Origin of the sequence: Kluyvera cryocrescens NBRC 102467 (genome assembly GCF_001571285.1) — a bacterium.
In the GTDB taxonomy this organism is placed as follows: domain Bacteria; phylum Pseudomonadota; class Gammaproteobacteria; order Enterobacterales; family Enterobacteriaceae; genus Kluyvera; species Kluyvera cryocrescens.
The window spans coordinates 48,137-73,206 of sequence record NZ_BCTM01000006.1 but is presented as its reverse complement, the minus strand read 5'-3'; the positions used below and the strand labels follow the sequence as shown (position 1 = coordinate 73,206).

Genomic DNA, 25,070 nt, shown 5'->3' with positions numbered 1-25,070 from the left:
CTGCATTGTCCGCTAGTTATAATCGAAGTGAAAAACGGCGGTGGCCTGCACGCTGCCCGCTTTCGCACTGCTGACCGCGGAAGTGACGGCGATCCTTGCCACCATTCGGGCCTCGACGGATTGCGTGAAGTTATCCTGAGTCAGCACCTGCCAGCCAAAATCGCCATAGCTGAGCTTTTGATTGAGGATCAATGGCGTATCCAGGCTGTCTGCTCGGCTCAGCGAAATGCCTAATCCCTGCGCCGCCAGCGGCCCTTCGGCTTGGTTGAGCAACATATTGCCTGCCTGCGGATCGCTGTCGGCCTGAATGGTGGTGAAATAACTCGGCGTACCGGCGGCCGGACACTCGGTGGCCTGAAGGCTGAAGCTGGCGGTCGCCGCGCTGTCGCCATTGACCACCGACTCCATCGAGACTTCACCGCTGCTGTCGCCAATCACCACCGTCCGGTTTTTACCATCGCCGCTCCCTCCCACGACGTTAATCACGCAGGTGGTGTCGGCGACGGTCGCCTTGAAGGTCACATCAATGTTTCCGCCCACGACCGGCGCAGAGACTGCGCTCGGTGAATGCAGCCCTCCCGCCAGCAGGCCGGTTATCAGTAACGGGAAATATCTCATCTGACGCCCCCTAATGATGTCGGCGTACCGGTTTTCATCACGCAGCGCTGACCGGACAAGACGATGGTTTTATCCGCCATTTGCCGATCCGTCGGAATGCGGTAGCTGACCTGGCACATCTCATTTGTCTTCGCGCCCCAGACAACCTGCAAGGTGCCCGCATCTTCAATACCGCGAACGTAGGCATAGCCCGCCTGGCCGACGTTACCGACGTCATCGCCCTTCTCATTTCGCACCGCCGCCCCCAGCGGAATATCACCGCCGTCTCCGCGGATAAGCATCAGCAGTACCGGACGCCCCTGATCGGTTTCAAAATTAACGCCGACCACCGCGCCGCTGGTCGGAACCACGGTGGTGCTGGTGCTTTTTATCTCCACATCGTTATCCATACCTTCGATGTTCAGACCGATTCGGTTTTCCCGGTACGGGGACAGGTAGGTCGACATGCCGTAGCCGGAGCGGCCAATTTCGCCATCCCCCATCGTCAGCTTCGCCCCTTCGGCACCATCTGCCCGTACCAGCGCAATGGCACTATCGCTGCCGATACTGTCAGGGGCAAAGGTGACGCCGCCGGAATGAACAATCACCCCGCCGCTGTTACTGAGCGAATATTGGCTGCCCTCGCCATCTGTCGCCGAAGCGGAGGCATTAAACGGACCGTACGGGCTGTTCCAGGTGAGGTAGGTCCCCACCGAGGAGGTGGTTGAGTTGTCGCCGCCGCCGATACCGGTCGCGGCGTTAACGCTGTAGCTAAATTTGTTGTCTGCGGTCGCCCCGCTGGCGTTAGCATTAAACTGGGTGCTGCCATGGCCGCTGTTGCTGATGCCACCGCTAAGCGTCGTAAAACCGCCGGGTTTGTGGTTGTCGTGAGTAAAGGCGCTAAATGGCAACGTGAAGTTGATAAACACGCTATCGTCTTTTTTCCCCTCGTTGTCATAGCTGCGCTGTGCCGAAATGCTGTAGTTCAGCGCTTTCCAGTTGTTGCTATAGCCGACGGAATACTGCTGAGTATCGGCATAGCCGCCCCAGTAAGTTTCCCAACTGCCCGAAAGATAAAAAGAACCGTGGTCTTCGCCGCCCCAGCGCAGCGGCTGGTTAATATTGAGCTGAAGCTGATCGCGCAAGCGCTGGTAGTCACCTAAATTCTCCAGGGAACCATCATGCAGATCGTCATTCAACGACGCGGCATCTTTTAACGTCAGATAGCCCTTCGTTGAAAAGCGATAGGCGGCCAGACTGAAGGTGGTTTGCGTCGCAGACACTAAGCTACTGTAGGTCACCCGATAGCTCTCTCCGGACTGATGATCCTGTGCGGTATCATCAAATTCGGCTTGTGAATGGGTGATATCCGTCGCAATGGCACCCAGCGGGGTGTTAAACGCCAACCCGCCCAGCACGGCATAATATGACTGGTCGCTGGCCTGTAGCCCGCCATAGCCGGTGATGGTGTCGCTCAGACCGTAATAACCCGTCAACTGTGCCACTTTAGGCTTGTGGTTGAGAGAATTGTCGTGAAGCTCTCCTGCGGCCACCTCCCAGCGACCATAGCCTTTACGTATCAGCTGTGGTACGGAAGAGTACGCCACGGTGAAGGTCGTTTTGCTGCCGTCGGCCTCTTCTACCGTGACATCCAAATCATTGCCGTAGCCGCTGGGGATCACGTCCGATAGGGTAAATGGCCCCGGCGGCACCGTGGTTTGATAGATGGTCGAGCCGTTCTGCTTCACCGTGACCTTGGCGTTGCTGTTGGCGACCCCGCGGATAATCGGCGCATAATTATTGACGCTTGAGGAGTACATCCGCTTATCGGTGTACAGTCGCAGACCGCGGACCTTCAAGGTGTCAAAGGCATCCCCTTTGGTGCTGGAGTCACCTAGGATCATCTGCGCGCGCAGCGGCGCGATATCGCGCTGGAGATAGATATCCTGACTGTCGTAGCCGATATCGTCGTCATCGCTGTCCCAGTTGAGCGAGCCGCGAGCACGGAGGCGCCATGGGCCGAGGTTGGCCCCGTAGGTCAATCCGGCGTAAGCGGTGTCGCTATCGCGAGTACTGCTGACCTGATGGTAATAGTTCGTGTCGTAAGCCAGCAAAAGTGCCGGTATGCCGTTTTCCCAGCGCGACGGTGGCACCGTACCGACCGGGATCTGCTGCAAAAAAACCTGCGGCATAACAACATCCAGCCGCAGGTTTAACGGATCGTAGCTCACGGAAGAACCGGGAAAATAGTGGGCTAAATCGCCAAGGCACTGTTCATCTGCGGGAATAGGGATGACCGCTTTTTCGCTATCTACCTCAAGGCGTTCAAGCAGCGACGGCTTCAGGCACGGTTCAGCCTGTGCGGTACCGTTGTCCTGAAATTCAAGATTCAGTTCATTTACTATCTGCTTATTATTGAGGTAAATCTGGACTTGATATTCACCCGGCGAGACAGGATTGCCTTTCGCATAGCGGGAGGTATCTATTTTATTACTGCCCATCAGGAAGTTACTGTTGAACTCCACCTCTTCCTGCGCCGAGGACAGTATCGGATAACAGGCCAGAGTAATAAGCAGGAGCCGCCAGCGTGACGTCGTGCAATCCATGTTCTTTTTTCCATGAGCGGGATAAATAACGATGGGTTATTTAATTTTCTGATTGTTATCCAGAATATTTCCCAGATCGCCGATAGCGATATAGTGTATTTCTGCCGAGCCGGGTGTCGCCTTTAAAGAATTAACGGCGAGCGTTTCTTTACCAAAAGGCGGGATCATTTTTGGGGTCACCGTCCACTGCATTGCGCCTGATTTCACTTCAGCCTTACTCAGCGAAACATAATAAGGTGAGGTGTTATTGGCGATCAGCGCTGGCTTGCCATTTTCACTACTCCACTGCCACTGTAAATGTTCGGCAGCTTCGGTTGCCGAACCGGCTAAATGGTCAGGCCGCCAAAACAACTTTATTCGCGTACGTAATGCGACCTGTAGGGTGTTGGCGTTTGCCGATGCTTTCGATTTCGCGGGGATTTCCAGTACGCTTAGCCAGTAAACGGACTCTCGATCCTGAGGAAAAGTGGTATTCAGAGCGGTGATTTTGATAGTTTGTTCCCGGCCCGGATCCAAACGCCCGACGGGTGGAGTCACCATAAACGGCAAATTGAGTTTATCCGGAGCCTGGTTTTCTCGTCCGTCGTCAATCCACGTCTGAATAAGGACCGGGCTGCTGCCACGGTTAGTCGCCTTGATGGTTTTTTCATGCAACGTCTGCCCGTAAATCACCCGACTAGAGGACAGCACGACGCCAGCATGGGCGGAAAGTGACATCGCCAAAAGTCCGCCGATGCCCGCGGCGATAAGGGTTTTACCCGTAAACAACGACATAAGCTCTTCCTTGCTGATCTCAAACGTTAGGGACGTTTAATCTCTGCCATCTGCCGAAGCAGATGGCAGAGCAGTCGTGTTTATTAGAGGTAGTCCACGCTGAAACGCACGTAGCCATCAACAACACCGGCAGTCACTTCGCTTTTATTCGGTGTGACATAACCTGCGGTTAATGCAACGCTACCGTCATGAGTCGTAGCATCAATGGCGACAGGAATGCCCGCAGCGGTGTTCAGATCCATCGTCACGCCATCTGTTCCCTGCAGTGCGATCTGTACGGACTTCGCACCGCTTGACGTGGCGTTAGTGAGATAACCTGTAACCGGATCGATATCATCACCATCTTTAACAAAAGCGATGGTACCGGTGGTGACCGTCGGTTCGCAGTTGCTGAAGCTAATTGACAATGGTTTTGCCGCAATCACGGTATCATCAGCAGCAAAATCTTCTTTGTCGACGGGATCCAGGGTCAGGTCCTGGCCATTATTGACCACAATGTCACAGGTACCTGAGCTGACTACGCCGTGAACACCGATGCTGCTATAGTCAGCCCCCACCGGCTCAGCGGCCAGTACGGAACCAGAAGCTAATAACGCCGCAGCAACAGACATTCCTAATAATGCTTTTTTCATTTCAAACAACTCCTGTTAATTAAAAAATAATTCCTTCCGCAAACATTCGTTATTTATTAACAACCGAATGTATTCCGTGAAATTTGCCGTGGTACGAACTTCACTAAATGGAACAATTAATAAAGACCTTTACGCAAATTAAGCAAATCTCAACGCGAAAAAGAATAGTAACTGCCCTGCCACCCGTCTAATTGTTAATAACGATCGATAATATGGTTATCGATCGTTTGCGCTGATCAATCAATAAAACGAAGCTTTTTTATTTAACAAGTAAATAATGTCTAAAATAATAATAAAGCCGCTTGAATTGTCCACGATGAGACATTTTTTCGCGCATGCGCGTATGAATATCAGAAAAAACCATTGCAACAAACGCGGCAGCGTGAAAGAAAAGGTCATAAATAGATGAGGCAATACCGAGTTTTCACTTTTATCTTGTCAGTAATATATTAACTCTGATAATTGCCACTATTTAATTATTGATGCAGTGAAAACATGTCGCGAAAAGAGGCCACCAGGCGATGATTTCGCGTGAGAATTGAAATCTCCTACGGCGCTGGAGGAGGAGTCATCCGCCTGGGCAGGCTGTCCGTATCCGCATTTTTTGCCCTATCGCCTGCACCGCGAAGCCAACGCCGCTGGCTAAATACGCGATGAAAAGAATCGTCTATTAATTAAGGATTTTTTCGCCATAAAAACCGCGCTATCACGAACGCATATCGCGCCCCTTCAGAGATGAAAAGCCATTTCATTACTACCAGAATCGACTTCTTACGCCTGTTTACATTTCAATAAAAATGCGTATATTTCTCATTTGCATTCACAATACCGCATTTACATGTGGCAAATCTCGACCGGGGCCGCAGAGCCTCGGAGAAAAATAACTATCATTGATAAGGATTTACCATGTCTTTCACTTCCCACACCCGGGATGGCCGCATCGCGCCGTCACTGATTGCTATGGGCGTCGCACTCGCGCTCTACCCTCAGCTGAGCCAGGCCGCCGATAAAACCGAAGATACCATCGTAGTTGAAGGCTCTTCAGATACCAGCAGCGACGCGCAGCAGCAGGACTACAGCGTTAAAGCCACCACCGCGGGCACCAAGATGCAGATGATCCAGCGCGATATCCCACAATCGGTCAGTATCATCAGCGAACAGCGCATGCAGGATCAGCAGTTGCAGACCCTTGGCGACGTGATGAACAACACCATTGGCATCACCAGCAGCCAGGCCGACTCTGACCGTACCAGCTACTTCTCCCGCGGTTTCCAGATCGATAACTATATGGTCGACGGCATTCCGACCTATTTTGAATCCCGCTGGAACCTGGGGGATGCGCTATCCGATACTGCGCTGTTTGAACGTGTGGAAGTGGTACGTGGCGCTAACGGGCTAATGACCGGTACAGGGAACCCTTCCGCCTCCATTAACATGATCCGCAAACATGCCACCAGCCGCGAATTCAAAGGCAACCTCTCCGCCGAATACGGTAGCTGGAATAAGCAACGTTACGTTGCGGATCTGCAAAGCCCGCTGACCGAAGACGGTAAAGTCCGGGCGCGTATTGTGGCCGGTTATCAAAACAATGACTCCTGGCTCGACCGCTACAACAACGATAAAACGTTCTTCTCCGGTATTCTCGACGCTGACTTAGGGGATACCACCAGCCTGTCCGTGGGCTATGAGTATCAGCGTATCGATATCAACAGCCCAACCTGGGGTGGCCTGCCGCGCTGGAATACCGATGGCAGCACCAACCATTACGATCGCGCGCACAGCACCTCGCCGGATTGGGCCTACAACGATAAAGACATCAACAAAGTCTTCATGTCTCTGACCCAGCGCTTTGCCGATACGTGGCAGGCCACGCTGAATGCCACCCACTCCGAGGTGAAGTTCGACAGCAAAATGATGTATATCGATGCCTATGTGAACAAAGCCGATGGTTCTCTGGTGGGTCCGTACGGCAGCTACGGTCCAGACTATGAATACGTCGGCGGAACCGGCTGGAACAGCGGCAAGCGGAAAGTGGATGCGCTGGATCTGTACGCCGACGGCAGCTATGACCTGTTCGGTCGTCAGCATAACCTGATGCTCGGCGGCAGCTACAGTAAGCAGAACAACCGCTACTTCAGCTCGTGGGACAACGTCTTCCCGGATGCCATCGGCAACTTTAATAACTTCAACAGCGCCAGCTTCCCGGAAACCGACTGGAATCCACAAAGCCTGGCGCAAGACGATACGACGCGCATGAAATCGCTGTACGCCGCAACGCGTATCACGCTGGCTGACCCGCTGCATCTGATCGTTGGCGCCCGCTACACCAACTGGAGCGTAGGTACGCTGACCTACACGATGGAGCAAAATCACACTACGCCGTATGCGGGCCTGGTGTTTGATATCAACGATAACTGGTCAACCTACGCCAGCTATACCTCTATCTTCCAGCCGCAGAATGAGCGTAGTAGTTCGGGGCAGTACCTGAAGCCGATTACCGGCAACAACTATGAAGTGGGCTTGAAATCCGACTGGATGGACAGCCGCTTAACCACCAGCCTGGCCATCTTCCGTATTGAGCAGGACAACCTGGCGCAGTCTACCGGGGTACCGATTGCCGGCAGCAACGGCGAGACGGCCTATACCACCGCGGACGGGACCGTCAGTAAAGGCGTCGAGTTTGAGATTAACGGCGCGCTGACCGATAACTGGCAGATGACCTTTGGTGCTACCCGCTATGTCGCTGAAGATAACGAAGGCAACGCGATTAACCCGAACCTGCCGCGCACTACGGTGAAGCTATTTACCCGCTATCGCCTGCCGGCGATGCCTGAGCTGACCGTTGGCGGCGGCGTTAACTGGCAGAACCGCGTCTACAAAGATACCGTGACGTCATTTGGTACCTTCCGCGCCGAACAGGGCAGCTACGCGCTGGTTGATCTGTTCACCCGCTACCAGTTCACCAAGAACTTCTCCGTGCAGGGTAACCTCAACAACCTGTTCGACAAGACCTACGACACGAACATCGACGGGTCAATTGTCTACGGCGAACCGCGTAACGTCAGCGTGACCGCAAGCTATCAGTTCTGATGTCATTCTCACCCATACCACAGGAGCCTACGGGCTCCTTTTTTATTGTCCAGATTGCGTGCCCGAGCTCGGTCGTTAAGCCCATTTTCAGACCAGTGGCCCGGAACCGAGGCCAAACCCGAGGCATAAAAAAGGCAGCCATTTGGCTGCCTTAGTCTCCCCAATACTACGACTTCGAATAACTTAGTTATTGCGAATATAGTCGTCCATCTCGGTTTTCAGGTTATCGGATTTGGTACCGAAAATTGCCTGAACGCCGGAACCTGCAACCACAACACCCGCAGCGCCCAGTTTCTTCAGGCCAGCCTGATCCACTTTAGCAACGTCGGCTACGCTCACACGCAGACGGGTGATACAGGCGTCAAGGTTAGTGATGTTTTCTTTACCACCGAAGGCAGCAATCAGCGCCGGAGCCATTTCACTGGTTGCGGTAGCTTTAGCATCTTCAGAAGTATCTTCACGACCCGGCGTTTTCAGATCCAGTGCTTTAATCAGCACGCGGAACACGACGTAGTACACGATCGCATAGCAGATACCGACTATCGGGAACAGCCACAGCTTGCTGCTGTTGCCGGACAGAACGATAAAGTCGATAAGACCGTGAGAGAACGACGTACCGTCACGCATACCCAGCAGAATACAGATTGGGAATGCCAGACCCGCCAGAATCGCGTGGATGACGTACAGGATCGGCGCAACGAACATGAAGGAGAACTCGATCGGCTCGGTAATACCGGTCAGGAACGAGGTCAGCGCTGCGGAGATCATGATACCGCCCACTTTCGCGCGGTTTTCTGGTTTAGCAGAATGCCAGATCGCGATAGCTGCAGCCGGCAGGCCGTACATTTTGAACAGGAAGCCACCGGACAGTTTGCCCGCAGTTGGGTCGCCTGCCATGTAGCGAGGAATGTCGCCATGGAAGACCTGACCTGCTGCGTTGGTGTATTCACCGATCTGCATCTGGAATGGAACGTTCCAGATGTGGTGCAGACCAAACGGCACCAGGCAACGTTCGATGAAACCGTAGATACCGAACGCCACAACAGGGTTCTGGTACGCGGCCCACTGAGAGAAGGTCTGAATAGCGGTACCGATTGGCGGCCAAATGAAGGACAGCACGATACCCATGAAGATGGCAGTCAGACCAGAAATGATCGGAACAAAACGTTTACCGGCAAAGAAGCCCAGATATTCTGGCAGCTTGATGCGGTAGAAACGGTTGAACATGTAGGCTGCAATCGCACCCGCGATGATGCCCCCCAGAACACCGGTATCAGCCAGGTGTTTTGCGGCGATTTCTTCAGCCGGTAAATGCAGTACCAGCGGCGCAACCACAGCCATGGTTTTTACCATGATGCCGTAAGCCACGACCGAAGCCAGTGCGGATACACCGTCGTTATTGGTGAAACCTAAAGCAACACCGATAGCGAAGATAAGTGGCATGTTAGCAAAAACAGAACCGCCTGCTTCAGCCATAACATGAGAGACGACGGCTGGCAGCCAGCTGAAGTTTGCGGAACCGACGCCCAGCAGGATACCTGCGATAGGCAGCACGGAAACCGGCAGCATCAGCGATTTACCGACCTTCTGCAGGTTAGCAAATGCATTCTTAAACATAATTAGGAGTGCTCCTGAGTATTTGTACTTTTATCTACGTTTTCACGCATTAGTGAGTGGGGAGAGACTCACCAGGGTCAGGGCATCTAAAGCGCCCTTTATTTATTACACAGAGTAAAATAATTAACTCTGATTTTGTTTGACGGCTATCACGTTTCAAAGAGCTATGGCTGAAAAACTTAATCTTCTTTACATAAACAGTGTCTGTATGTTGCAAGATTAACATTCACCGCCACTTTTACGGCGGTGAACTGTACTCGCTTTGACCATTAATTACGAGCATTAAAATAAGCCAAAAAATCAGCAAGATTGCAGGCGGGCGGGATCGATATGGAAGAGGTTTGCGAAGTTATCCGTTGTCTGCTGCGCCAGCTCTTCAACGCTAACGCCCTTCAGTACGGCCATGTATTCCGCCACGTCACGCACCATCGCGGGCTGGTTCTCTTTGCCACGATGCGGCACCGGCGCCAGATAAGGTGAGTCGGTTTCAACCAGCAGGCGGTCGAGCGGAACGTAGCGCGCGGCCTCACGAAGCTGCTCGGCATTGCGGAAAGTCACAATCCCGGAAAACGAAATATAGAACCCCATATCCAGCAGCTTACCCGCCGTCTCAGTATCTTCTGTGAAACAGTGTAGTACACCGCCGCAATCCATCACGCTTTCTTCGCGCAGGATCGCAAGCGTATCGGCGCGTGCATCGCGGGTGTGCACGATCACCGGTTTATTCAGCTCGCGGCCAATCTGGATATGTTGGCGAAACGAGAGCTGCTGCTGGCTTTTGGTTTCCGGGGTATAGAAGTAATCCAGCCCGGTTTCCCCCATCGCCACAACGCCCTCTTCCGCCGCCATACGACGCAGATCTTCAACATCGTAGGGTTCATCCTGATTCAAAGGATGGACGCCGCAGGAGAACACCACTTCCGGGCGCTCACCCACCAGTTCACGCATCTGGCGATAACCGGGTAACGTAGTGGCAACCGCAAGCGCAAAACGGACGTCGCGCGCGGCGGCTTTTGCCATCACATCATCAACGTCTTTATGCAGGGATTGATAATCAAGGCCATCAAGATGGCAGTGCGAGTCGACTAAAAACATAATGTCTCTCTTAGAACCTATTCCAGTAGGCGTCACGGTGGAGGCCAGTTTGGCGCTGAACAGCGCGCAGAAACCGGAGCGTACACCAAGTACGTGAGGATTTCGAGCACTGGCCGCGGCCAAATTGACGCATAAAGCAGCCTGGCAGGTCAGGCACTTAAAGGTGGGATACTGGCAATATCGCACCAGGTTGCAAATATTGTTCCCAGCGCAGCAGGCGCTCGGTGAGGATTAACTCGCGGTTCAGCCCCGTTACGCTCAGTAGCTGTTCACGGCAGGCGCATGCATCCGCAGCTATCGCCTGCAAACGTGAGGCAGACAGCGTGCGGGCTAACTGTTCAACCAGCGCCAGGCTATCGGCATTGGTCAATCGGGTGATCCGCTGCTGTTGCTTTAGGGCATCCAGCAGTAACGATGACAACCAGTGCAGGCGCTGTACGACTGAATCATGGTTCAGCGCCGGTAAGAGCGCCAGCCAGTCACCACTGTTTAAGCAACCGCTTAGCGCCTGGCATAGCTTTTCGCGCGCCGACCAACTGTCCGGCGCCAGCAGCTCAAGCGCCGCAGCAGGCGCATGGTCGCACAGGCGCAGGGCGGTCAACAGCGTATCGCGCGAAGCGCTGGTTTCTCGCTCAAGCCACGCCAGCGCGTAGGGTTCGCCCGGTGGCGCCAAATGATAGAAGCGACAGCGGCTGCGTAAAGTGGCCAGCAGTCGCGCAGGTTCTTCGCAAGCGAGGAAAAACCAGGTATTTTTCGGTGGTTCTTCCAGCGTTTTGAGCAGCGCGTTGGCGGCAGCCTCGGTGAGCTGCGTGGCATCGGCGATCCACACCACTTTGGCGCCCCCCAGACGAGCGTGCTCATAGAGCTTTTCGCTGACGCTACGCACCGCGTCGATCCCCAGGGTGCTTTTGCCTTTCTCCGGCTGCAACGTGTAGTAGTCGGGGTGCGTTCCCGCCTGCATCAGTTGGCAACTGTGGCACTGGCCGCAGCTTTTATGACCGTCAGGCTGATGGCACATCAACAGGCGAGTGATGGCGTACGCAAGCGAATCCGCGCCCATCCCCGCACGCGCCTGTATCAGCAGCGCGTGGTGACCCCGTCCAGCCTGATAGCTTGCGGTAAGCTGTTCAAACGGGGGGCGCAACCACGGATACCATTTCATGCCTGCTGCTCCGCAACCCAGGCGGTCACCGCGGTGCGGATATCGCTCATCACTTTTTCCAGCGACTGGGTAGCATCAATAGTGATAATGCTGTCATCGGCGGCAGCCAGCTCCAGATAACGCGCACGGGTGCGGTTAAAGAAGTTCAGCGACTCCTGTTCGATACGGTCAAGATCGCCGCGCGCGCGGGCGCGCTTGAGGCCGACTTCCGGCGTGACGTCGAGGTAAATGGTCAGGTCAGGACGAAAATCGCCCAGCACCGCATCGCGCAGGGTGGCCAGCATCTGGCGATCAATGCCACGCCCGCCGCCTTGATAGGCCTGGGTTGAGAGATCATGACGGTCACCGATCACCCACTGTCCTTTGGCCAGCGCTGGCTTAATCACGCTGTCAACCAACTGGACCCGCGCGGCGTAGAACATCAGCACTTCCGCTTTATCGGTAATCACTTCATCGCCAACCGATTTAATATCCAGCACCAGACTGCGCAGCTTTTCAGCCAGCACGGTGCCGCCCGGTTCGCGGGTAAACAGCAGGTCGTTGACGCCAAGTTCACGCAGCGTTTCGACGACAACATCACGCGCGGTGGTTTTACCCGCCCCTTCCAGTCCTTCAATGACGATGTAATTACTGCGCATTTTTATCCTTTAGCACTTTCAAATAATCCTGCACCGACCGGTTATGGCCGGCAAGATTGGTATTAAACGTATGCCCGCCTTTGCCGTCGGCCACAAAATAGAGATACGGCGTTTTCGCCGGATGCGCGGCGGCATTCAGTGAGGCTTCACCCGGGTTGGCAATGGCACCCGGCGGCATGCCGGAAATGGTGTAAGTATTATACGCGGTTGGCGTCTCAAGGTCTTTACGCGAGAGCTTGCCATTATAGCTTTCGCCCATACCGTAGATGACGGTCGGGTCAGTTTGCAGGCGCATACCAATACGCAGACGGTTGATAAACACCGACGACACGCGATCGCGCTCTTCGGCAACCGCCGTCTCTTTCTCGATAATCGAGGCCATGGTCACCAGTTGGTTTTTATCGTGGTACGGCAAATTGTCCGCTCGCCCGTCCCAGACCTTATCAACCTGAGTGACCATTTTTTGGTGCGCTCGCTTGAGAATAGCCACATCGCTGGTATTAGCGGTATACATCCAGGTGTCTGGCCAGAACCAGCCTTCGACCCACTCAGGATTGTCCAGCTCCAGCGCCTGCGCCACCGTGGCATATTTATCGTCGCTCAGCGTGTGCTTAATATACGGCGACTCGCGAAGCTGCTTGAGGTAATCACTTAGACGCATCCCCTCGACAAAACGCAGCGGGAACTGCGCCTCTTTGCCGCTGGCCATCAGTTGCAGCATTTCACGCACAGTCATTTGCGGAGTGAATCGGTAGGTCCCGGCCTTAAAGTGCGACAGTTCCGGCTCAAGGCGCAGCAACCATTGGAATACGCGCGGGCGGTTGAGCACTTTTTCGGCATAGAGCTTTTCACCAAGCGCCAGACGACCGGTACCGGGCTTCAGCGTAAAGACAGTTTCGTCTTTAATCAGCAGCGTGCTATTCGCCAACTGGCGAACTTTCCACATGCCCACGCCAGCGGCGACGCCGAGGGCAATAATGACTACCAGGACAAAGCGTAACATTTTCTTCATGCTAATCAGACGACTCACAAAGTGGGGCTAAAAATTGGTAGAGCTCACGAGCAGACCACTGCTGCTCTCCGTAGCGCTGAACGGGGACAACCGGCATCAGGGCGTTACAAATCAGCACTTCGTCAGCCAGGCTTATCTCCGCAGGCCGTGCATTGACTTCGACAACGCGATACGGCGAGCGTGCCAGCGCAGCAATAATAAACTGCCGCATAACACCGTTTACCCCCGCACTGTCGAGACGTGGCGTGTACACATCCTGCCCGCAGCGCCAGAATAAATTTGCGGCACAGCATTCCGTAAGCCACCCATCGCTGTCAAGGACAAGGGCCTCATCGGCGCCCGTCTGCTCAAGATGAGAACGAATCAAGACCTGTTCAAGCCGGTTGAGATGTTTAATTCCAGCCAAAAACGGATTGCGCCCCAGCGTGACCGGGCTCAGCGCGAGCGTCACGCCGCGCGCTTGCCAGTGAGTATAGTGGGCTGGCATGGCCGAGGTTGAGAGAATGCGCGTGGGTGAATTGCAGGCGCTACCGCTGTAGCCTCGTCCGCCGGCTCCGCGACTGATAATGACTTTGAGTACGCCATTACGCTGCTTACTCGCCAGCGTAGACATCTCCTCGGTTAGAATGTGCCCGTCGCGAAATGGAATCGACAGACGTTCGCAGGCCTGCTGTAAACGGCCAACGTGCGCAGCCAACAGCTGTACCCTTCCCTCCACGATGCGCGCCGTGGTGAAACTGCCGTCGCCAAACTGCGTGGCACGATCGTTGACCGCAAGGGTATTTTGTTCGAGGCCATTAATTAAGAACATAGCGGCTCCTTATCGATGGTCGGCTAGTTTCGCAAGATGGAAGCCGTTGAACAAGCAGAGAAAGCCGAATAAAAAAAGGCCCGACAAGCGGGCCTTAATCAATTCGTTATCTGACAGCAGCATGGCCGTCAGATAATCAGGCTCAGACCTTTTTAAAGATCAGTGAACCGTTGGTACCGCCGAAGCCGAAGGAGTTACACAGGGTGTACTCCAGACCGCTAACCTGACGCGCTTCATGAGGCACGAAGTCCAGGTCACAACCTTCATCCGGGTTATCCAGGTTGATGGTTGGTGGGACAGCCTGATCGCGCAGCGCCAGGATGGAGTAGATAGATTCTACTGCACCCGCAGCACCCAGCAGGTGGCCAGTCATCGACTTGGTGGAGCTGACCATCACGCGGCTCGCGGCGTCGCCGAAGACAGACTTAACGGCCTGCGCTTCTGCTTTATCGCCAGCAGGGGTAGAGGTACCGTGGGCATTCACGTAGCCAATCTGGCTCGCTTCAATGCCTGCGTCGCGAATGGCGTTAACCATTGCCAGCGCTGCACCTGCACCGTCTTCCGGTGGTGAAGTCATGTGGTACGCATCGCTACTCATGCCGAAGCCAACGACTTCCGCATAAATTTTCGCGCCGCGTTTCTTCGCGTGTTCGTACTCTTCCAGTACGACCATGCCTGCACCGTCGCCCAGCACAAAGCCATCACGCTCTTTATCCCAAGGACGGCTTGCCGCCTGAGGATTGTCGTTACGCGTGGACAGCGCGCGTGCGGCACCAAAGCCACCTACGCCCAGCGGGGTACTGGCTTTTTCTGCGCCACCGGCAACCATGGCATCCGCATCGCCATAAGCGATAATGCGCGCAGCCTGGCCGATGTTGTGCACACCGGAAGTACATGCGGTTGCGATAGAGATGCTTGGACCACGCAAACCGAACATGATGGTCAAGTGACCCGCCACCATGTTAACAATGGTTGATGGAACAAAGAACGGGCTGATCTTACGCGGGCCACCGTTTACCAAAGAGGTATGGTTTTCTTCGATAAGACCGAGACCGCCAATACCGGAGCCGATAGCGGCGCCAATACGGTGAGCGTTCTCTTCCGTAATCTCAAGGCCAGAATCCTGCATGGCCTGCCAGCCTGCAACAATTCCATATTGAATGAAGGCATCCATCTTGCGCTGTTCTTTGCGCGAGATAATGTCATCACAGTTAAAATCCTTTACTAAGCCAGCAAATTTGGTTGCATAGGCGCTAGTATCGAAATGGTCGATCAGGCTGATGCCACTCTGACCGGCAAGGAGAGCTTTCCAGGTAGACTCTACGGTATTGCCGACAGGAGACAACATGCCCAGTCCGGTCACAACTACACGACGCTTAGACACGTTTGTCCTCCAGGGAGGGATAAAATAGATACTTGTGGGACAAAAAGATAAAACTCAGGCGGTCGAATGACCGCCTGGAGATGTTCACTTACGCCTGGTGACCGTTGATGTAATCAATGGCAGCCTGAACAGTAGTAATTTTCTCAGCTTCTTCGTCCGGAATCTCAGTATCAAACTCTTCTTCCAGAGCCATTACCAGCTCAACGGTGTCAAGAGAATCTGCGCCCAGGTCTTCAACGAAGGAAGCATTGTTGGTCACTTCTTCCTGCTTAACGCCCAGCTGTTCGCCGATGATTTTCTTAACGCGTTCTTCGATAGTGCTCATACTCTTAAATTTCCTATCAAAACTCGCTTTCGCGATGGTTTTCGTAGTGTATAAAATGTTGAAAAATTTGCAACTAAATCCCGGCAGGTCATACCACGATTTTACGCTATTTTGCGGGTGTTTGCCCTCATAACGCAAATCATTTTGCACTAATCATCCTCAGACATACGTAGATTGCCCGTTGTCTGAGCACTTTGTGCAAAACACGGTCAGACCATATACATCCCGCCGTTAACGTGCAACGTTTCACCAGTGATGTAACTTGCTTCGTCGGAGGCCAAAAATGCAACCGCGTTAGCGATTTCATTTGGAGAGCCGAGGCGCCCCGTTGGCACAGCCGCCAGAGTACCCGCACGCTGCTCATCAGTCAGCGCACGCGTCATGTCCGTTTCAATAAAGCCCGGAGCAACAACGTTTACAGTAATACCGCGTGACGCAATTTCACGCGCCAGAGATTTACTGAAGCCGATCAGACCCGCTTTCGCCGCAGCGTAGTTAGCCTGACCCGCATTTCCCATGGTACCAACCACAGAACCGACAGTGATAATACGCCCATGACGCTTTTTCATCATAGCGCGCATTACCGCTTTTGACAGACGGAAAACAGATGACAGGTTGGTTTCGATAATATCGTTCCACTCATCATCTTTCATCCGCATTAACAGGTTATCACGAGTAATCCCGGCATTATTGACCAGAATGTCGACTTCGCCAAATTCCGCACGAATTTTTTCCAGAACAGATTCAATAGATGCCGGGTCGGTCACATTCAACATCAGACCTTTACCGTTCGCACCCAGATAGTCGCTAATCGCCTGCGCGCCGCTTTCGCTGGTCGCAGTGCCGATAACTTTTGCGCCGCGAGCGGCGAGAGTTTCAGCGATTGCGCGGCCAATACCGCGGCTTGCACCGGTTACCAGTGCAATTTTTCCTTCAAAGCTCATGCTTTCCTCTTTTATTGCGCAAGTGCCGCTGACAGCGCAACCGGCTCATTAATCGCCGATGCCGTCAGGGTATCTACAATACGTTTAGTCAGACCGGTCAGAACTTTACCCGGACCCACTTCATACAGGTGCTCTACGCCCTGGGATGCCATAAACTCAACGGTTTTGGTCCACTGAACCGGGCTGTACAGCTGACGAACCAGCGCATCGCGAATCGCGTTTGCGTCGGTTTCGCACTTCACATCGACGTTATTTACCACTGAAATAGTCGGTGCGCTAAAGGTGATTTTTTGCAGCTCAACGGCCAGCTTTTCCGCCGCAGGCTTCATCAGCGCACAGTGGGACGGCACGCTTACCGGCAGCGGCAGCGCACGCTTAGCGCCCGCAGCTTTACAGGCAGCGCCCGCGCGTTCAACCGCCTCTTTATGGCCGGCGATAACCACCTGGCCTGGGGAATTGAAGTTAACCGGGGAAACAACCTGCCCTTCGGCAGATTCTTCACAGGCTTTGGCGATGGATGCATCGTCAAGACCGATGATAGCGGACATACCGCCAGTGCCTTCCGGTACCGCTTCCTGCATAAACTTGCCGCGCATCTCTACCAGACGCACCGCGTCAGCAAAGGGGATCACGCCTGCGCAAACCAGCGCAGAGTATTCGCCAAGGCTATGACCTGCCAGCAGCGCTGGGGCTTTGCCGCCCTGCTGCTGCCACAGACGGAACAGCGCAACGGACGCCGTCAGCAGCGCCGGCTGAGTCTGCCAGGTTTTGTTCAGTTCTTCCGCCGGGCCCTGCTGGGTCAACGCCCACAGATCGTAGCCCAGAGCAGCCGAAGCTTCATGAAAAGTTTCTTCAATAACCGGGTTGGTCGCTGCCAGTTCAGACAACATACCTACCGCTTGAGAACCCTGTCCCGGGAACACAAAAGCGAATTGCGTCATTTTTTTATCCTTGTACTTAGAAACGAACCAGCGCAGAGCCCCAGGTGAAACCGCCACCGAAAGCTTCCAGCAGCACCAGCTGACCGCGTTTGATGCGGCCATCACGCACGGCTTCATCAAAGGCACACGGTACGGAAGCGGCCGAGGTGTTACCGTGACGATCGAGCGTCACCACTACGTTGTCCATCGACATACCGAGTTTCTTCGCCGTCGCGCTGATAATACGTAAGTTCGCCTGGTGTGGCACCAGCCAGTCCAGTTCAGAACGGTCCAGATTGTTGGCGGCCAGCGTTTCATCAACGATGTGCGCAAGCTCAGTGACCGCCACTTTAAAGACTTCGTTACCGGCCATGGTCAGATAGATGGAATTGTCCGGATTAACGCGATCGGCATTAGGCAGCGTCAGCAGTTTGCCATAGCTACCGTCGGCGTGCAGGTGGGTAGAGATAATCCCCTGCTCTTCAGATGCGCCAAGAACAACCGCACCTGCGCCATCACCGAAAATAATAATGGTGCCGCGATCGGTCGGATCGCAGGTACGCGCCAGAGTATCAGCACCAATCACCAGCGCATATTTCACCGCGCCAGACTTCACGTACTGGTCAGCAACGCTCAGCGCATAGGTAAAGCCAGCACACGCTGCGGCGATGTCAAATGCCGGAGCGCCTTTTACGCCCAGCATGTCCTGAATCTGGCAGGCGGCGCTTGGAAACGCGTGGGTCGCGGAGGTGGTAGCCACCACGATAAGGCCCAGCTCGCTTGCTTCGATGCCAGCCATTTCCAGTGCCCGTTTGGCCGCTTCGTAACCCAGCGTAGACACGGATTCATCAGGGCCAGCGATACGACGCTCGCGGATACCTGTACGGGTGACAATCCACTCGTCAGAGGTATCAACCATTTTTTCCAGATCGGCGTTAGTCCGCACCTGCTCAGGCAGATAGCTGCCGGTACCAATAATCTTCGTATGCATGTACGCTCAGTCACTTTTCGCTAATATAGCCGCACTACTCGACCGCTGCGAAGCAGGCTTTATGGTTTGCCAACTTCGAGTGCGTCAAATCCTGCGGGGTATACGGATTCCAGGCGAGCGGCAATTCTCTGCGGAACTTGTCGCTGCACTGCCTGCACTGCCTGTTCAATCGCGATCGCGAACGCTCGCTGATTGGCTGCACCATGACTCTTAATCACCGTGCCGCGCAATCCTAACAGACAGGCGCCATTATACTGGTCGGGGTTGAGGTGACTGAATCGCCTGGTCAGGCTTTTTTGTAACCAACGCTTTAATAAAATCAGCCACCACGACCGTTTTTTACCCTCGCTCTGCGATTTCAGCAGCGAGAGGAAGACTCTGACAACCCCTTCCATCGTCTTTAAGGTGACGTTACCTGTAAAGCCATCGCAAACCAGAACATCGGTTTTACCCGTCAACAGTTCATTGGCTTCAAGATAGCCGATATAGTTGAGGGAAGAGATTGTTTTTAACACTAATGAGGCATCGCGAATACTATCGTGCCCTTTAATCTCTTCTTCGCCGATGTTCAGCAACGCCACGCGAGGGTTTGCAATCCCGAGGACGTCTTCCGCCATCACCGCCCCCATGACGGCAAACTGCACTAGCATGGTACTGTCACAATCCACGTTAGCGCCAAGATCCAGCACCACCGTTTTGCCCTTTTGCTGATGCGGTAAAACCGTCACCAGCGCCGGACGCTCAATCCCGGTAATCGGCTTGAGCAATAATTTAGCGAGCCCCATCAGCGCACCGGTATTTCCGGCGCTGACGCAGGCTTCTGCCCGCCCTTCTTTCACCATTTCGAGCGCCACGCGCATTGAGCTTCCGCGGCTATGGCGGATCGCATGCGAGGGCCGTTCATCACTGGCAATAACCGACTGGGCAGGGATTATCTGCAAACGCGAACGTTGTTCAAAGTCAGCTTTGGCAAGTAATGGCGTAATGTCGTCGGGATTGCCGACTAAAAGAAGTGAGAGTTGCGAATTAGAATCCAGTGCCTGCAATGCTGCAGGCACTGTCACAGAAGGGCCAAAATCGCCCCCCATGACATCTAACGCCAGGGTTAGACGTGTCAAGGTATCGTCGCCGCTCGGTTTGGTGTTTCCCCAGTTTCCCGGGGAAATTCCTCACTAAGCTTCACCACGCTTATACTCTTTGGTCTTCACACAAGTGCGGAAACCTCGAGCATCGCGTGATTACTTAGCGATAACCTTACGGCCACGGTAGAAACCGTCGGCAGTGATGTGGTGACGCAGGTGTTTCTCGCCGGAGGTTTTGTCTACAGACAAGTTTGCTGCGGTCAGAGCGTCATGGGAACGACGCATGCCACGTTTGGAACGGGTTGGTTTATTCTGTTGTACGGCCATGGACCTTACTCCTCAATTACTTTTGCTTTAAGCTGGCTAATACGGCAAATGGATTTGGCTTCTGTGCCTCTTCAGGCAATTCACCAAAGACCATGTCCGCCTCGGACACTTCACAGTGTTCAGAATCATGCACCGGAACTACCGGCAAGGCGAGGATGATTTCATCTTCGACCAACGCCTGCAGATCGATTTCACCGAATTCGTTAACCTCAATCGGCTCATACGCTTCCGGGAGTGCTTCAACCTGGTCATCATTCTTGACCGGACTGAAACAATACGTTGTGTGAACATGATGGGTAAACGATTTGCCACAACGCTGACATTCCAGCGACACCGTCACCTTCGCATCACCGGTAATCACCGCGAGACGTTGGTTGTCGATGGCGAAGGAGATCTCGCATTCCACATCGGTATCCACACTGACTACGGACGCGGCGACGCGCTCCACCTGATCGCGGGTATAGATACCTGCATAATCAAGGCGTTTTTGAGCCGTACGAACCGGATCGAGAGTCAGGGGTAATTTTACGTTTTGCATAGGGCGCGCATATTAACTTTGTAGCGTCAGAGAGTCAAAGAAAAAGGCAGCCTCAGGTTGCCTTTCGCCAATTATTCGCACACATTGCGGCCTATAGTTTAAAATGTCGGAATCTAATTCGCTACACTCTATTTGAAAAATTATGCCTGAATTGATTCTTGCTTCCACCTCGCCCTACCGAAAAATGCTTTTAGACAAGCTTGGCCTACCGTTTGAATGCGCCGCACCTAACGTTGACGAGCTAGCGCTGCCTGGCGAAACGCCGCGCAGCCTCGTGCTGCGGTTAGCGCAGGCGAAGGCTCAGGCGCTGGCAGCCCGCTATCCTAATCACCTGATTATTGGCTCCGACCAGGTATGCGTTCTGGATGGCGAAATTACCGGCAAACCTCACACCGAAGAGAATGCCCGCCTGCAATTAAAAAAAGCCAGCGGCAATGTGGTGACCTTTTATACCGGGCTGGCGCTTTATAATTCGGCAAATGGACAGTTACAAACCGAATGTGAACCGTTTGATGTTCATTTTCGCCATCTGAGTGAACAAGAAATAAACGTTTACATTCGCAAGGAGAGCCCACTTAATTGCGCGGGGAGCTTCAAAAGCGAAGGGTTAGGCATCGCCCTGTTTGACCGTCTTGAGGGACGAGACCCAAATACCCTCGTGGGCCTGCCGCTGATAGCGCTGTGCAAAATGCTGCGCCGCGAGGAATTTAACCCGCTGTTAGATTAACATTTTTCCGCCGCTGATTGCCTGATGTCACGCCTGCCGTCAGGCTATTCTCAACGATCTTGCTTATTTTACCCGCGATCACAGTTTATTTTTCCACCACCGCTACAATCCACCTTCAATATTGAAACGTCGTTTTATTATGAGGGAAGAGGATGCGTGGCAAAGGTAAAATATTATTTATGCTGGCAATGTTAACCGCAACACAGAGTAACGCTGCCGATGATTGGCAGCGCAAGGGCATCGAGGAAAGCAATCTTCCAGCCAGTTGGCAACAGATGAAAACCCAGATGACCTACCCTGACTCATGGCTCTCCGGGCACTATTCTGATTTTAAGCGCTGGCAGCAGCATGCTCGCCAACAGTTTCGTCAAGCCTTACTCACCCCCGAAGCCACCAAACCCTTCGATGTGCAGAAGATCGCCCGTGAAGATCGGGGAGGCTACGTGGCGGAGAAACTGGCGCTGAACATTACCGACGATAACCGCATCGCCGCCTTGTTGCTGACGCCAAAAACCCCCGGCCCCCACCCGGCTATTGTCTTGCTGCACGATCACGGGTCTAAATTCGATATTGGGAAAGAGAAACTCATTCGCCCGTGGGGTGATGCCGGGCAGCTTGCCAGCGCGCAGGCATGGGCAGACAAATTCTTTAGCGGGCGTTTTATCGGCGATGAGCTGGCAAAGCGCGGGTATACGGTTATTGCCATCGACAGCCCCGGCTGGGGTGACCGTGGTCCGATGGTATACGAACAGCAACAGGCGCTAGCCAGCAACCACTTCAACCTGGGATGTTCGCTGGCAGGCGAAGTGGCCTACGAGGACATGCGCACCGTTGATTTTATCGCCTCATTGCAAGACGTCGATCCTCAGCGTATCGGCGTGCTCGGTTTCTCAATGGGTGGCTTCCGCGCATGGCAACTGGCGGCACTCTCCGAAAAAGTGGCGGCTACCGCCGTGATTTCATGGTTTGGCACCTATGAGGGGCTGATGACGCCGGGTAACAACGTTCTGCGCGGCCAATCGGCGTATTACATGCTGCATCCCGGTATGCCCGCGAAAATGGATATTCCGGATATCGCCAGCATTGCCGCCCCCAAGCCGATGCTGATTTTCAGCGGCGGTCAGGACAAACTGTTCCCCGCGCAGGCGGTCAGCGATGCCTTCGCGAAAGTGCATAAAGTGTGGGCCTCACAAAAAGCCGACGATATGCTGGTAACGAAGAGCTGGCCAGAACTGGGGCACGTGTTTTACCGCCAACAGCAGGATGAAGTATTCCCATGGCTGGATAAATGGCTGAAACCTTAACCATTCAGCATCAGCCCGCCCCACTGGCGGGCTAACCCCGATAGATTTTTTATGCCGTCCTCAGTACTCTCTTGCCCTACATCATTATCACCACAGGAGTGCTCCGTGAGCACCTCATCGCCATCGTCTTCAACGCTTTGGATACCCATTACCCTCGCTAGCGTTATCTTGATGATTACCATGGGTATTCGTCAAACCGTGGGGCTGTTTGTTCATCCTATTGTGATGGAAACCACCATGAGCATCGCCGAAATCAGTATGGCGCTGGCGATTGGCCAGCTCATGTGGGGAGCCTTCCAGCCGCTCTTTGGCGCCTGGGCGGATAAACGCGGGGCGTTCAGCGTACTGGTTCTCGGGGCCGTCATGATAGCGCTGGGTCAGTTAGGCACCCTGTGGGCCGCATCGTTTTTACCGCTAACCCTCGCGCAAGGTCTGCTTAGCCCTGCCGGTGCTGCAGCGGGAAGCTTTTCCGTGCTGATAGGCGTAGTCGCCAGTCGTCTGCCAACCGATAAGGGCTCCATGGCGAGTGGCCTCATCAACGCCGGCGGGTCCGTCGGGCAATTTATTTTTGCTCCACTCGTACAGCTTATTATCAGCCTACGGGGCATGGCTTCGGGCCTCGGCTTTCTGGCGGTGGCAGCGCTGGCAACCATTTTTCCGTCATGGCTGCTGTGCCGAGGGGATAAACGCCTGGCCCACGCGCCGGCCGAACAGGCCGCCGCCGATAGCGGGTTAAAACAGCAGATTGCTCTGGCCTTTCGTAACCCCAGCTACCTGTTGCTTCATGCAGGGTTCCTCACCTGCGGCTTTCACGTGGCGTTTCTCACCACTCACCTGCCCTCCGAGGCCGCGCTGTGCGGGCATGATGCGTCCGTTCCCGCCATCAGCCTGTCGCTGATTGGGCTATGCAATATCGCCGGCAGTATTGCCGCTGGCTTTCTCGGCAAGCATTACCCGATGAAATACATACTTGCGGTGCTTTACGCCTCGCGCGCGGTGATGATTGCGCTATTCCTGCTGTCGTCAAAATCAGAAACCGCGTTTTACGTCTTCGCCTGCGCCATCGGCTTTACCTGGCTTGCGACGGTACCGCCAACCGCTGGGATCATCGGTAAACTCTTCGGCACTCGCTATCTGGCGACGCTATTTGGCTTCACGCTGTTTACTCATCAGATTGGCGCTTTTTTCGGTGCCTGGCTTGGCGGCGTGGCGATGCAGTATGAGGGGAGCCTGACGTGGGTGTGGTACGCAGATATTGCGCTTGCCTTGTTGGCCGCGTTGGTGAATTTACCCATCAAAGAAAAAAGCGTGGCCGTGCGTCTGCGCGAAATGGCGTAAAAAAAGCGGGCTATGCCCGCTTTTTCTTATTTTTGATTACGCAAAACCTGCAAACAACGCTTCAGTACGTTATCCATTGGCGCCTCGACGCGCATCACCTCACCGGTTCCCGGATGTGTAAATTTCAGCGCGGCGGCATGCAAGAACAGGCGATTTAGGCCGGTCCCGGCCAGTTGCTTATCGAACTCCCGGTCGCCATAACGATCGTCAAAAGCGATAGGATGCCCTGCGTGCAGGGTATGCACACGGATCTGGTGAGTACGACCGGTGACGGGGCTACAGCGGACCAAGGTGGCAAACTCATAGCGCTCTTCCACCTTAAAACGGGTTTCCGACGGTTTGCCTTCCTGACTGACGCGCACAATACGTTCGCCGCTCTGCAGAATATTTTTCAGCAGCGGCGCCTGCACGCTTTTCACGTGCGACTGCCACTGTCCGCGCACCAGCGCCAGATAATCTTTCTGCATGCCCTTTTCGCGCAACTGCTCGTGCAGCGAACGCAGCGCAGAGCGCTTCTTCGCCACCAGCAGAACGCCAGACGTATCGCGGTCAAGGCGGTGAACCAGCTCAAGGAAGCGCGCTTCCGGACGCAGGGCGCGGAGCCCTTCAATCACGCCAAAGCTTAATCCGCTGCCGCCGTGAACCGCCGTGCCCGAAGGCTTGTTCAGCACGAGAATATGATCATCTTCATACAAAATCACATCACTCAGTGCCGCCACTTTCTGCAGATGCGGTGAGACGGCATCTTCTTCACGCTCGGCGACGCGTACCGGCGGCACACGAACTTCATCGCCATCTTCCAGCTTGTATTCTGGCTTGACGCGTTTTTTGTTCACCCGCACTTCACCCTTACGCAGGATGCGGTAAATCATACTCTTTGGCACGCCCTTCAGTTGGGTGCGCAAAAAGTTATCAATTCGTTGCCCGGCTTCATCAGCGCTGATGGCAATCATTTTTACGGTTGGAGTCTCAGTTTTCATGGTGCGCGATTCTAAATACCCCCGCTCAATAGCGCCACTCATTTTTCTATGCTTATATTTAGCATGACCTGTTTTCTGCAGATGCTTTCTCCCGCGAGTTGTTTGTTATTAGAACAATCTCAACGAACGGGTGAAGAAACTGTGAGTAACCGGGTGATAAAAGGTGAAAGTCATCT

Annotated in this window: 23 protein-coding genes; 4 read left to right on the top strand and 19 right to left on the bottom strand. The window is 54.1% G+C overall.

Annotated elements, in window-relative coordinates:
* Positions 1-12: 12 nt before the first annotated feature.
* The 4 genes from KCR01S_RS04560 to KCR01S_RS04545 form a co-directional block, all read right to left on the bottom strand.
* The gene (locus KCR01S_RS04560; RefSeq protein WP_061280200.1) at positions 13-618 is read right to left on the bottom strand and encodes a fimbrial protein; all 606 of its coding nucleotides are present in this window, start codon (positions 616-618) and stop codon (positions 13-15) included.
* Positions 615-3,203 (bottom strand): outer membrane usher protein, encoded by a 2,589-nt coding sequence (locus KCR01S_RS04555; RefSeq protein ID WP_082767933.1) that lies wholly within the window; start codon positions 3,201-3,203, stop codon positions 615-617. The genes KCR01S_RS04560 and KCR01S_RS04555 overlap by 4 nt, the downstream gene beginning before the upstream one ends.
* A 36-nt stretch (positions 3,204-3,239) precedes the next feature.
* The gene (locus tag KCR01S_RS04550) at positions 3,240-3,977 is read right to left on the bottom strand and encodes a fimbria/pilus periplasmic chaperone (protein WP_061280198.1); all 738 of its coding nucleotides are present in this window, start codon (positions 3,975-3,977) and stop codon (positions 3,240-3,242) included.
* A gap of 83 nt (positions 3,978-4,060) precedes the next feature.
* Positions 4,061-4,609: a fimbrial protein gene (locus tag KCR01S_RS04545; protein WP_061280195.1), complete on the bottom strand. Its 549-nt coding sequence runs from the start codon at positions 4,607-4,609 to the stop codon at positions 4,061-4,063.
* 906 nt (positions 4,610-5,515) lie between these two features.
* Here KCR01S_RS04545 and fhuE point away from each other — a divergent pair.
* Entirely contained in the window at positions 5,516-7,699 is a 2,184-nt protein-coding gene (gene fhuE / locus KCR01S_RS04540) for a ferric-rhodotorulic acid/ferric-coprogen receptor FhuE (RefSeq protein WP_061280193.1), read from the top strand.
* Positions 7,700-7,882: 183 nt separating this feature from the next.
* Here fhuE and ptsG read toward each other — a convergent pair whose 3' ends face one another.
* The 14 genes from ptsG to yceD all read right to left on the bottom strand — a co-directional run bounded on the left by ptsG (position 7,883) and on the right by yceD (position 20,545).
* Positions 7,883-9,316 carry a PTS glucose transporter subunit IIBC gene (gene ptsG, locus KCR01S_RS04535; RefSeq protein ID WP_061280191.1) on the bottom strand — a complete coding sequence of 478 codons (1,434 nt, stop codon included), beginning with the start codon at positions 9,314-9,316 and terminating at the stop codon, positions 7,883-7,885.
* A 300-nt stretch (positions 9,317-9,616) separates the two neighbouring features.
* Entirely contained in the window at positions 9,617-10,411 is a 795-nt protein-coding gene (locus KCR01S_RS04530; protein ID WP_061280189.1) for a metal-dependent hydrolase, read from the bottom strand.
* A 157-nt stretch (positions 10,412-10,568) separates the two neighbouring features.
* On the bottom strand, positions 10,569-11,573 hold the full coding sequence (holB, locus tag KCR01S_RS04525) for a DNA polymerase III subunit delta' (RefSeq protein WP_061280187.1): 1,005 nt from the start codon (positions 11,571-11,573) through the stop codon (positions 10,569-10,571).
* On the bottom strand, positions 11,570-12,211 hold the full coding sequence (gene tmk / locus KCR01S_RS04520; RefSeq protein WP_061280184.1) for a dTMP kinase: 642 nt from the start codon (positions 12,209-12,211) through the stop codon (positions 11,570-11,572). The genes holB and tmk overlap by 4 nt, the downstream gene beginning before the upstream one ends.
* Positions 12,201-13,223, bottom strand: a complete 1,023-nt coding sequence (gene yceG, locus KCR01S_RS04515) for a cell division protein YceG (protein ID WP_061280181.1) — start codon at positions 13,221-13,223, stop codon at positions 12,201-12,203. Before yceG ends, tmk begins: the two co-directional genes overlap by 11 nt.
* Position 13,224: 1 nt before the next feature.
* On the bottom strand, positions 13,225-14,034 hold the full coding sequence (pabC, locus tag KCR01S_RS04510; protein WP_061280177.1) for an aminodeoxychorismate lyase: 810 nt from the start codon (positions 14,032-14,034) through the stop codon (positions 13,225-13,227).
* Between the two features lie 142 nt (positions 14,035-14,176).
* Positions 14,177-15,418, bottom strand: a complete 1,242-nt coding sequence (fabF, locus tag KCR01S_RS04505; protein WP_061280174.1) for a beta-ketoacyl-ACP synthase II — start codon at positions 15,416-15,418, stop codon at positions 14,177-14,179.
* An 88-nt stretch (positions 15,419-15,506) separates the two neighbouring features.
* Complete coding sequence (gene acpP / locus KCR01S_RS04500; protein WP_000103754.1) at positions 15,507-15,743, bottom strand: acyl carrier protein; 237 nt, start codon at positions 15,741-15,743, stop codon at positions 15,507-15,509.
* Between the two features lie 209 nt (positions 15,744-15,952).
* Positions 15,953-16,687, bottom strand: a complete 735-nt coding sequence (gene fabG / locus KCR01S_RS04495; RefSeq protein ID WP_061280172.1) for a 3-oxoacyl-ACP reductase FabG — start codon at positions 16,685-16,687, stop codon at positions 15,953-15,955.
* An 11-nt stretch (positions 16,688-16,698) separates the two neighbouring features.
* A complete protein-coding gene (fabD, locus tag KCR01S_RS04490) occupies positions 16,699-17,628 on the bottom strand; it encodes an ACP S-malonyltransferase (protein ID WP_061280170.1) in 930 nt (309 codons plus the stop codon).
* Positions 17,629-17,644: 16 nt separating this feature from the next.
* Complete coding sequence (locus tag KCR01S_RS04485) at positions 17,645-18,598, bottom strand: beta-ketoacyl-ACP synthase III (protein ID WP_061280168.1); 954 nt, start codon at positions 18,596-18,598, stop codon at positions 17,645-17,647.
* Between the two features lie 59 nt (positions 18,599-18,657).
* The gene (gene plsX / locus KCR01S_RS04480; protein ID WP_072277088.1) at positions 18,658-19,716 is read right to left on the bottom strand and encodes a phosphate acyltransferase PlsX; all 1,059 of its coding nucleotides are present in this window, start codon (positions 19,714-19,716) and stop codon (positions 18,658-18,660) included.
* A 120-nt stretch (positions 19,717-19,836) separates the two neighbouring features.
* Positions 19,837-20,007 (bottom strand): 50S ribosomal protein L32, encoded by a 171-nt coding sequence (rpmF, locus tag KCR01S_RS04475; RefSeq protein WP_052284447.1) that lies wholly within the window; start codon positions 20,005-20,007, stop codon positions 19,837-19,839.
* Between the two features lie 16 nt (positions 20,008-20,023).
* Positions 20,024-20,545, bottom strand: a complete 522-nt coding sequence (gene yceD / locus KCR01S_RS04470; RefSeq protein WP_052284446.1) for a 23S rRNA accumulation protein YceD — start codon at positions 20,543-20,545, stop codon at positions 20,024-20,026.
* 142 nt (positions 20,546-20,687) lie between these two features.
* Between yceD and KCR01S_RS04465 the strand changes: the two genes are divergently transcribed.
* The 3 genes from KCR01S_RS04465 to KCR01S_RS04455 all read left to right on the top strand — a co-directional run bounded on the left by KCR01S_RS04465 (position 20,688) and on the right by KCR01S_RS04455 (position 23,914).
* Positions 20,688-21,272, top strand: coding sequence for a Maf family protein (locus KCR01S_RS04465; RefSeq protein ID WP_061280162.1), 585 nt, complete (start codon positions 20,688-20,690; stop codon positions 21,270-21,272).
* Between the two features lie 188 nt (positions 21,273-21,460).
* Positions 21,461-22,576, top strand: a complete 1,116-nt coding sequence (locus tag KCR01S_RS04460) for a dienelactone hydrolase family protein (protein WP_420883586.1) — start codon at positions 21,461-21,463, stop codon at positions 22,574-22,576.
* A 105-nt stretch (positions 22,577-22,681) separates the two neighbouring features.
* Complete coding sequence (locus tag KCR01S_RS04455) at positions 22,682-23,914, top strand: MFS transporter (RefSeq protein WP_061280158.1); 1,233 nt, start codon at positions 22,682-22,684, stop codon at positions 23,912-23,914.
* A gap of 26 nt (positions 23,915-23,940) precedes the next feature.
* Here the strand turns inward: KCR01S_RS04455 and rluC are convergent, their stop codons facing one another.
* On the bottom strand, positions 23,941-24,894 hold the full coding sequence (gene rluC / locus KCR01S_RS04450) for a 23S rRNA pseudouridine(955/2504/2580) synthase RluC (RefSeq protein ID WP_156478741.1): 954 nt from the start codon (positions 24,892-24,894) through the stop codon (positions 23,941-23,943).
* Positions 24,895-25,070: the final 176 nt, after the last annotated feature.

What these genes read in the sequence shown, in the direction of transcription:
- yceD (WP_052284446.1), bottom strand. Translation starts at nt 20,545, where the DNA reads ATGCAAAACGTAAAATTACCCCTGACTCTCGATCCGGTTCGTACGGCT.
- KCR01S_RS04460 (WP_420883586.1), top strand. Translation starts at nt 21,461, where the DNA reads ATGTTAACCGCAACACAGAGTAACGCTGCCGATGATTGGCAGCGCAAG.
- holB (WP_061280187.1), bottom strand. Translation starts at nt 11,573, where the DNA reads ATGAAATGGTATCCGTGGTTGCGCCCCCCGTTTGAACAGCTTACCGCA.
- KCR01S_RS04560 (WP_061280200.1), bottom strand. Translation starts at nt 618, where the DNA reads ATGAGATATTTCCCGTTACTGATAACCGGCCTGCTGGCGGGAGGGCTG.
- KCR01S_RS04465 (WP_061280162.1), top strand. Translation starts at nt 20,688, where the DNA reads ATGCCTGAATTGATTCTTGCTTCCACCTCGCCCTACCGAAAAATGCTT.
- KCR01S_RS04530 (WP_061280189.1), bottom strand. Translation starts at nt 10,411, where the DNA reads ATGTTTTTAGTCGACTCGCACTGCCATCTTGATGGCCTTGATTATCAA.
- KCR01S_RS04545 (WP_061280195.1), bottom strand. Translation starts at nt 4,609, where the DNA reads ATGAAAAAAGCATTATTAGGAATGTCTGTTGCTGCGGCGTTATTAGCT.
- KCR01S_RS04550 (WP_061280198.1), bottom strand. Translation starts at nt 3,977, where the DNA reads ATGTCGTTGTTTACGGGTAAAACCCTTATCGCCGCGGGCATCGGCGGA.
- KCR01S_RS04485 (WP_061280168.1), bottom strand. Translation starts at nt 18,598, where the DNA reads ATGCATACGAAGATTATTGGTACCGGCAGCTATCTGCCTGAGCAGGTG.
- KCR01S_RS04555 (WP_082767933.1), bottom strand. Translation starts at nt 3,203, where the DNA reads ATGGATTGCACGACGTCACGCTGGCGGCTCCTGCTTATTACTCTGGCC.
- fabG (WP_061280172.1), bottom strand. Translation starts at nt 16,687, where the DNA reads ATGAGCTTTGAAGGAAAAATTGCACTGGTAACCGGTGCAAGCCGCGGT.
- tmk (WP_061280184.1), bottom strand. Translation starts at nt 12,211, where the DNA reads ATGCGCAGTAATTACATCGTCATTGAAGGACTGGAAGGGGCGGGTAAA.
- acpP (WP_000103754.1), bottom strand. Translation starts at nt 15,743, where the DNA reads ATGAGCACTATCGAAGAACGCGTTAAGAAAATCATCGGCGAACAGCTG.
- rpmF (WP_052284447.1), bottom strand. Translation starts at nt 20,007, where the DNA reads ATGGCCGTACAACAGAATAAACCAACCCGTTCCAAACGTGGCATGCGT.
- pabC (WP_061280177.1), bottom strand. Translation starts at nt 14,034, where the DNA reads ATGTTCTTAATTAATGGCCTCGAACAAAATACCCTTGCGGTCAACGAT.
- ptsG (WP_061280191.1), bottom strand. Translation starts at nt 9,316, where the DNA reads ATGTTTAAGAATGCATTTGCTAACCTGCAGAAGGTCGGTAAATCGCTG.
- fhuE (WP_061280193.1), top strand. Translation starts at nt 5,516, where the DNA reads ATGTCTTTCACTTCCCACACCCGGGATGGCCGCATCGCGCCGTCACTG.
- yceG (WP_061280181.1), bottom strand. Translation starts at nt 13,223, where the DNA reads ATGAAGAAAATGTTACGCTTTGTCCTGGTAGTCATTATTGCCCTCGGC.
- fabD (WP_061280170.1), bottom strand. Translation starts at nt 17,628, where the DNA reads ATGACGCAATTCGCTTTTGTGTTCCCGGGACAGGGTTCTCAAGCGGTA.
- rluC (WP_156478741.1), bottom strand. Translation starts at nt 24,894, where the DNA reads ATGAAAACTGAGACTCCAACCGTAAAAATGATTGCCATCAGCGCTGAT.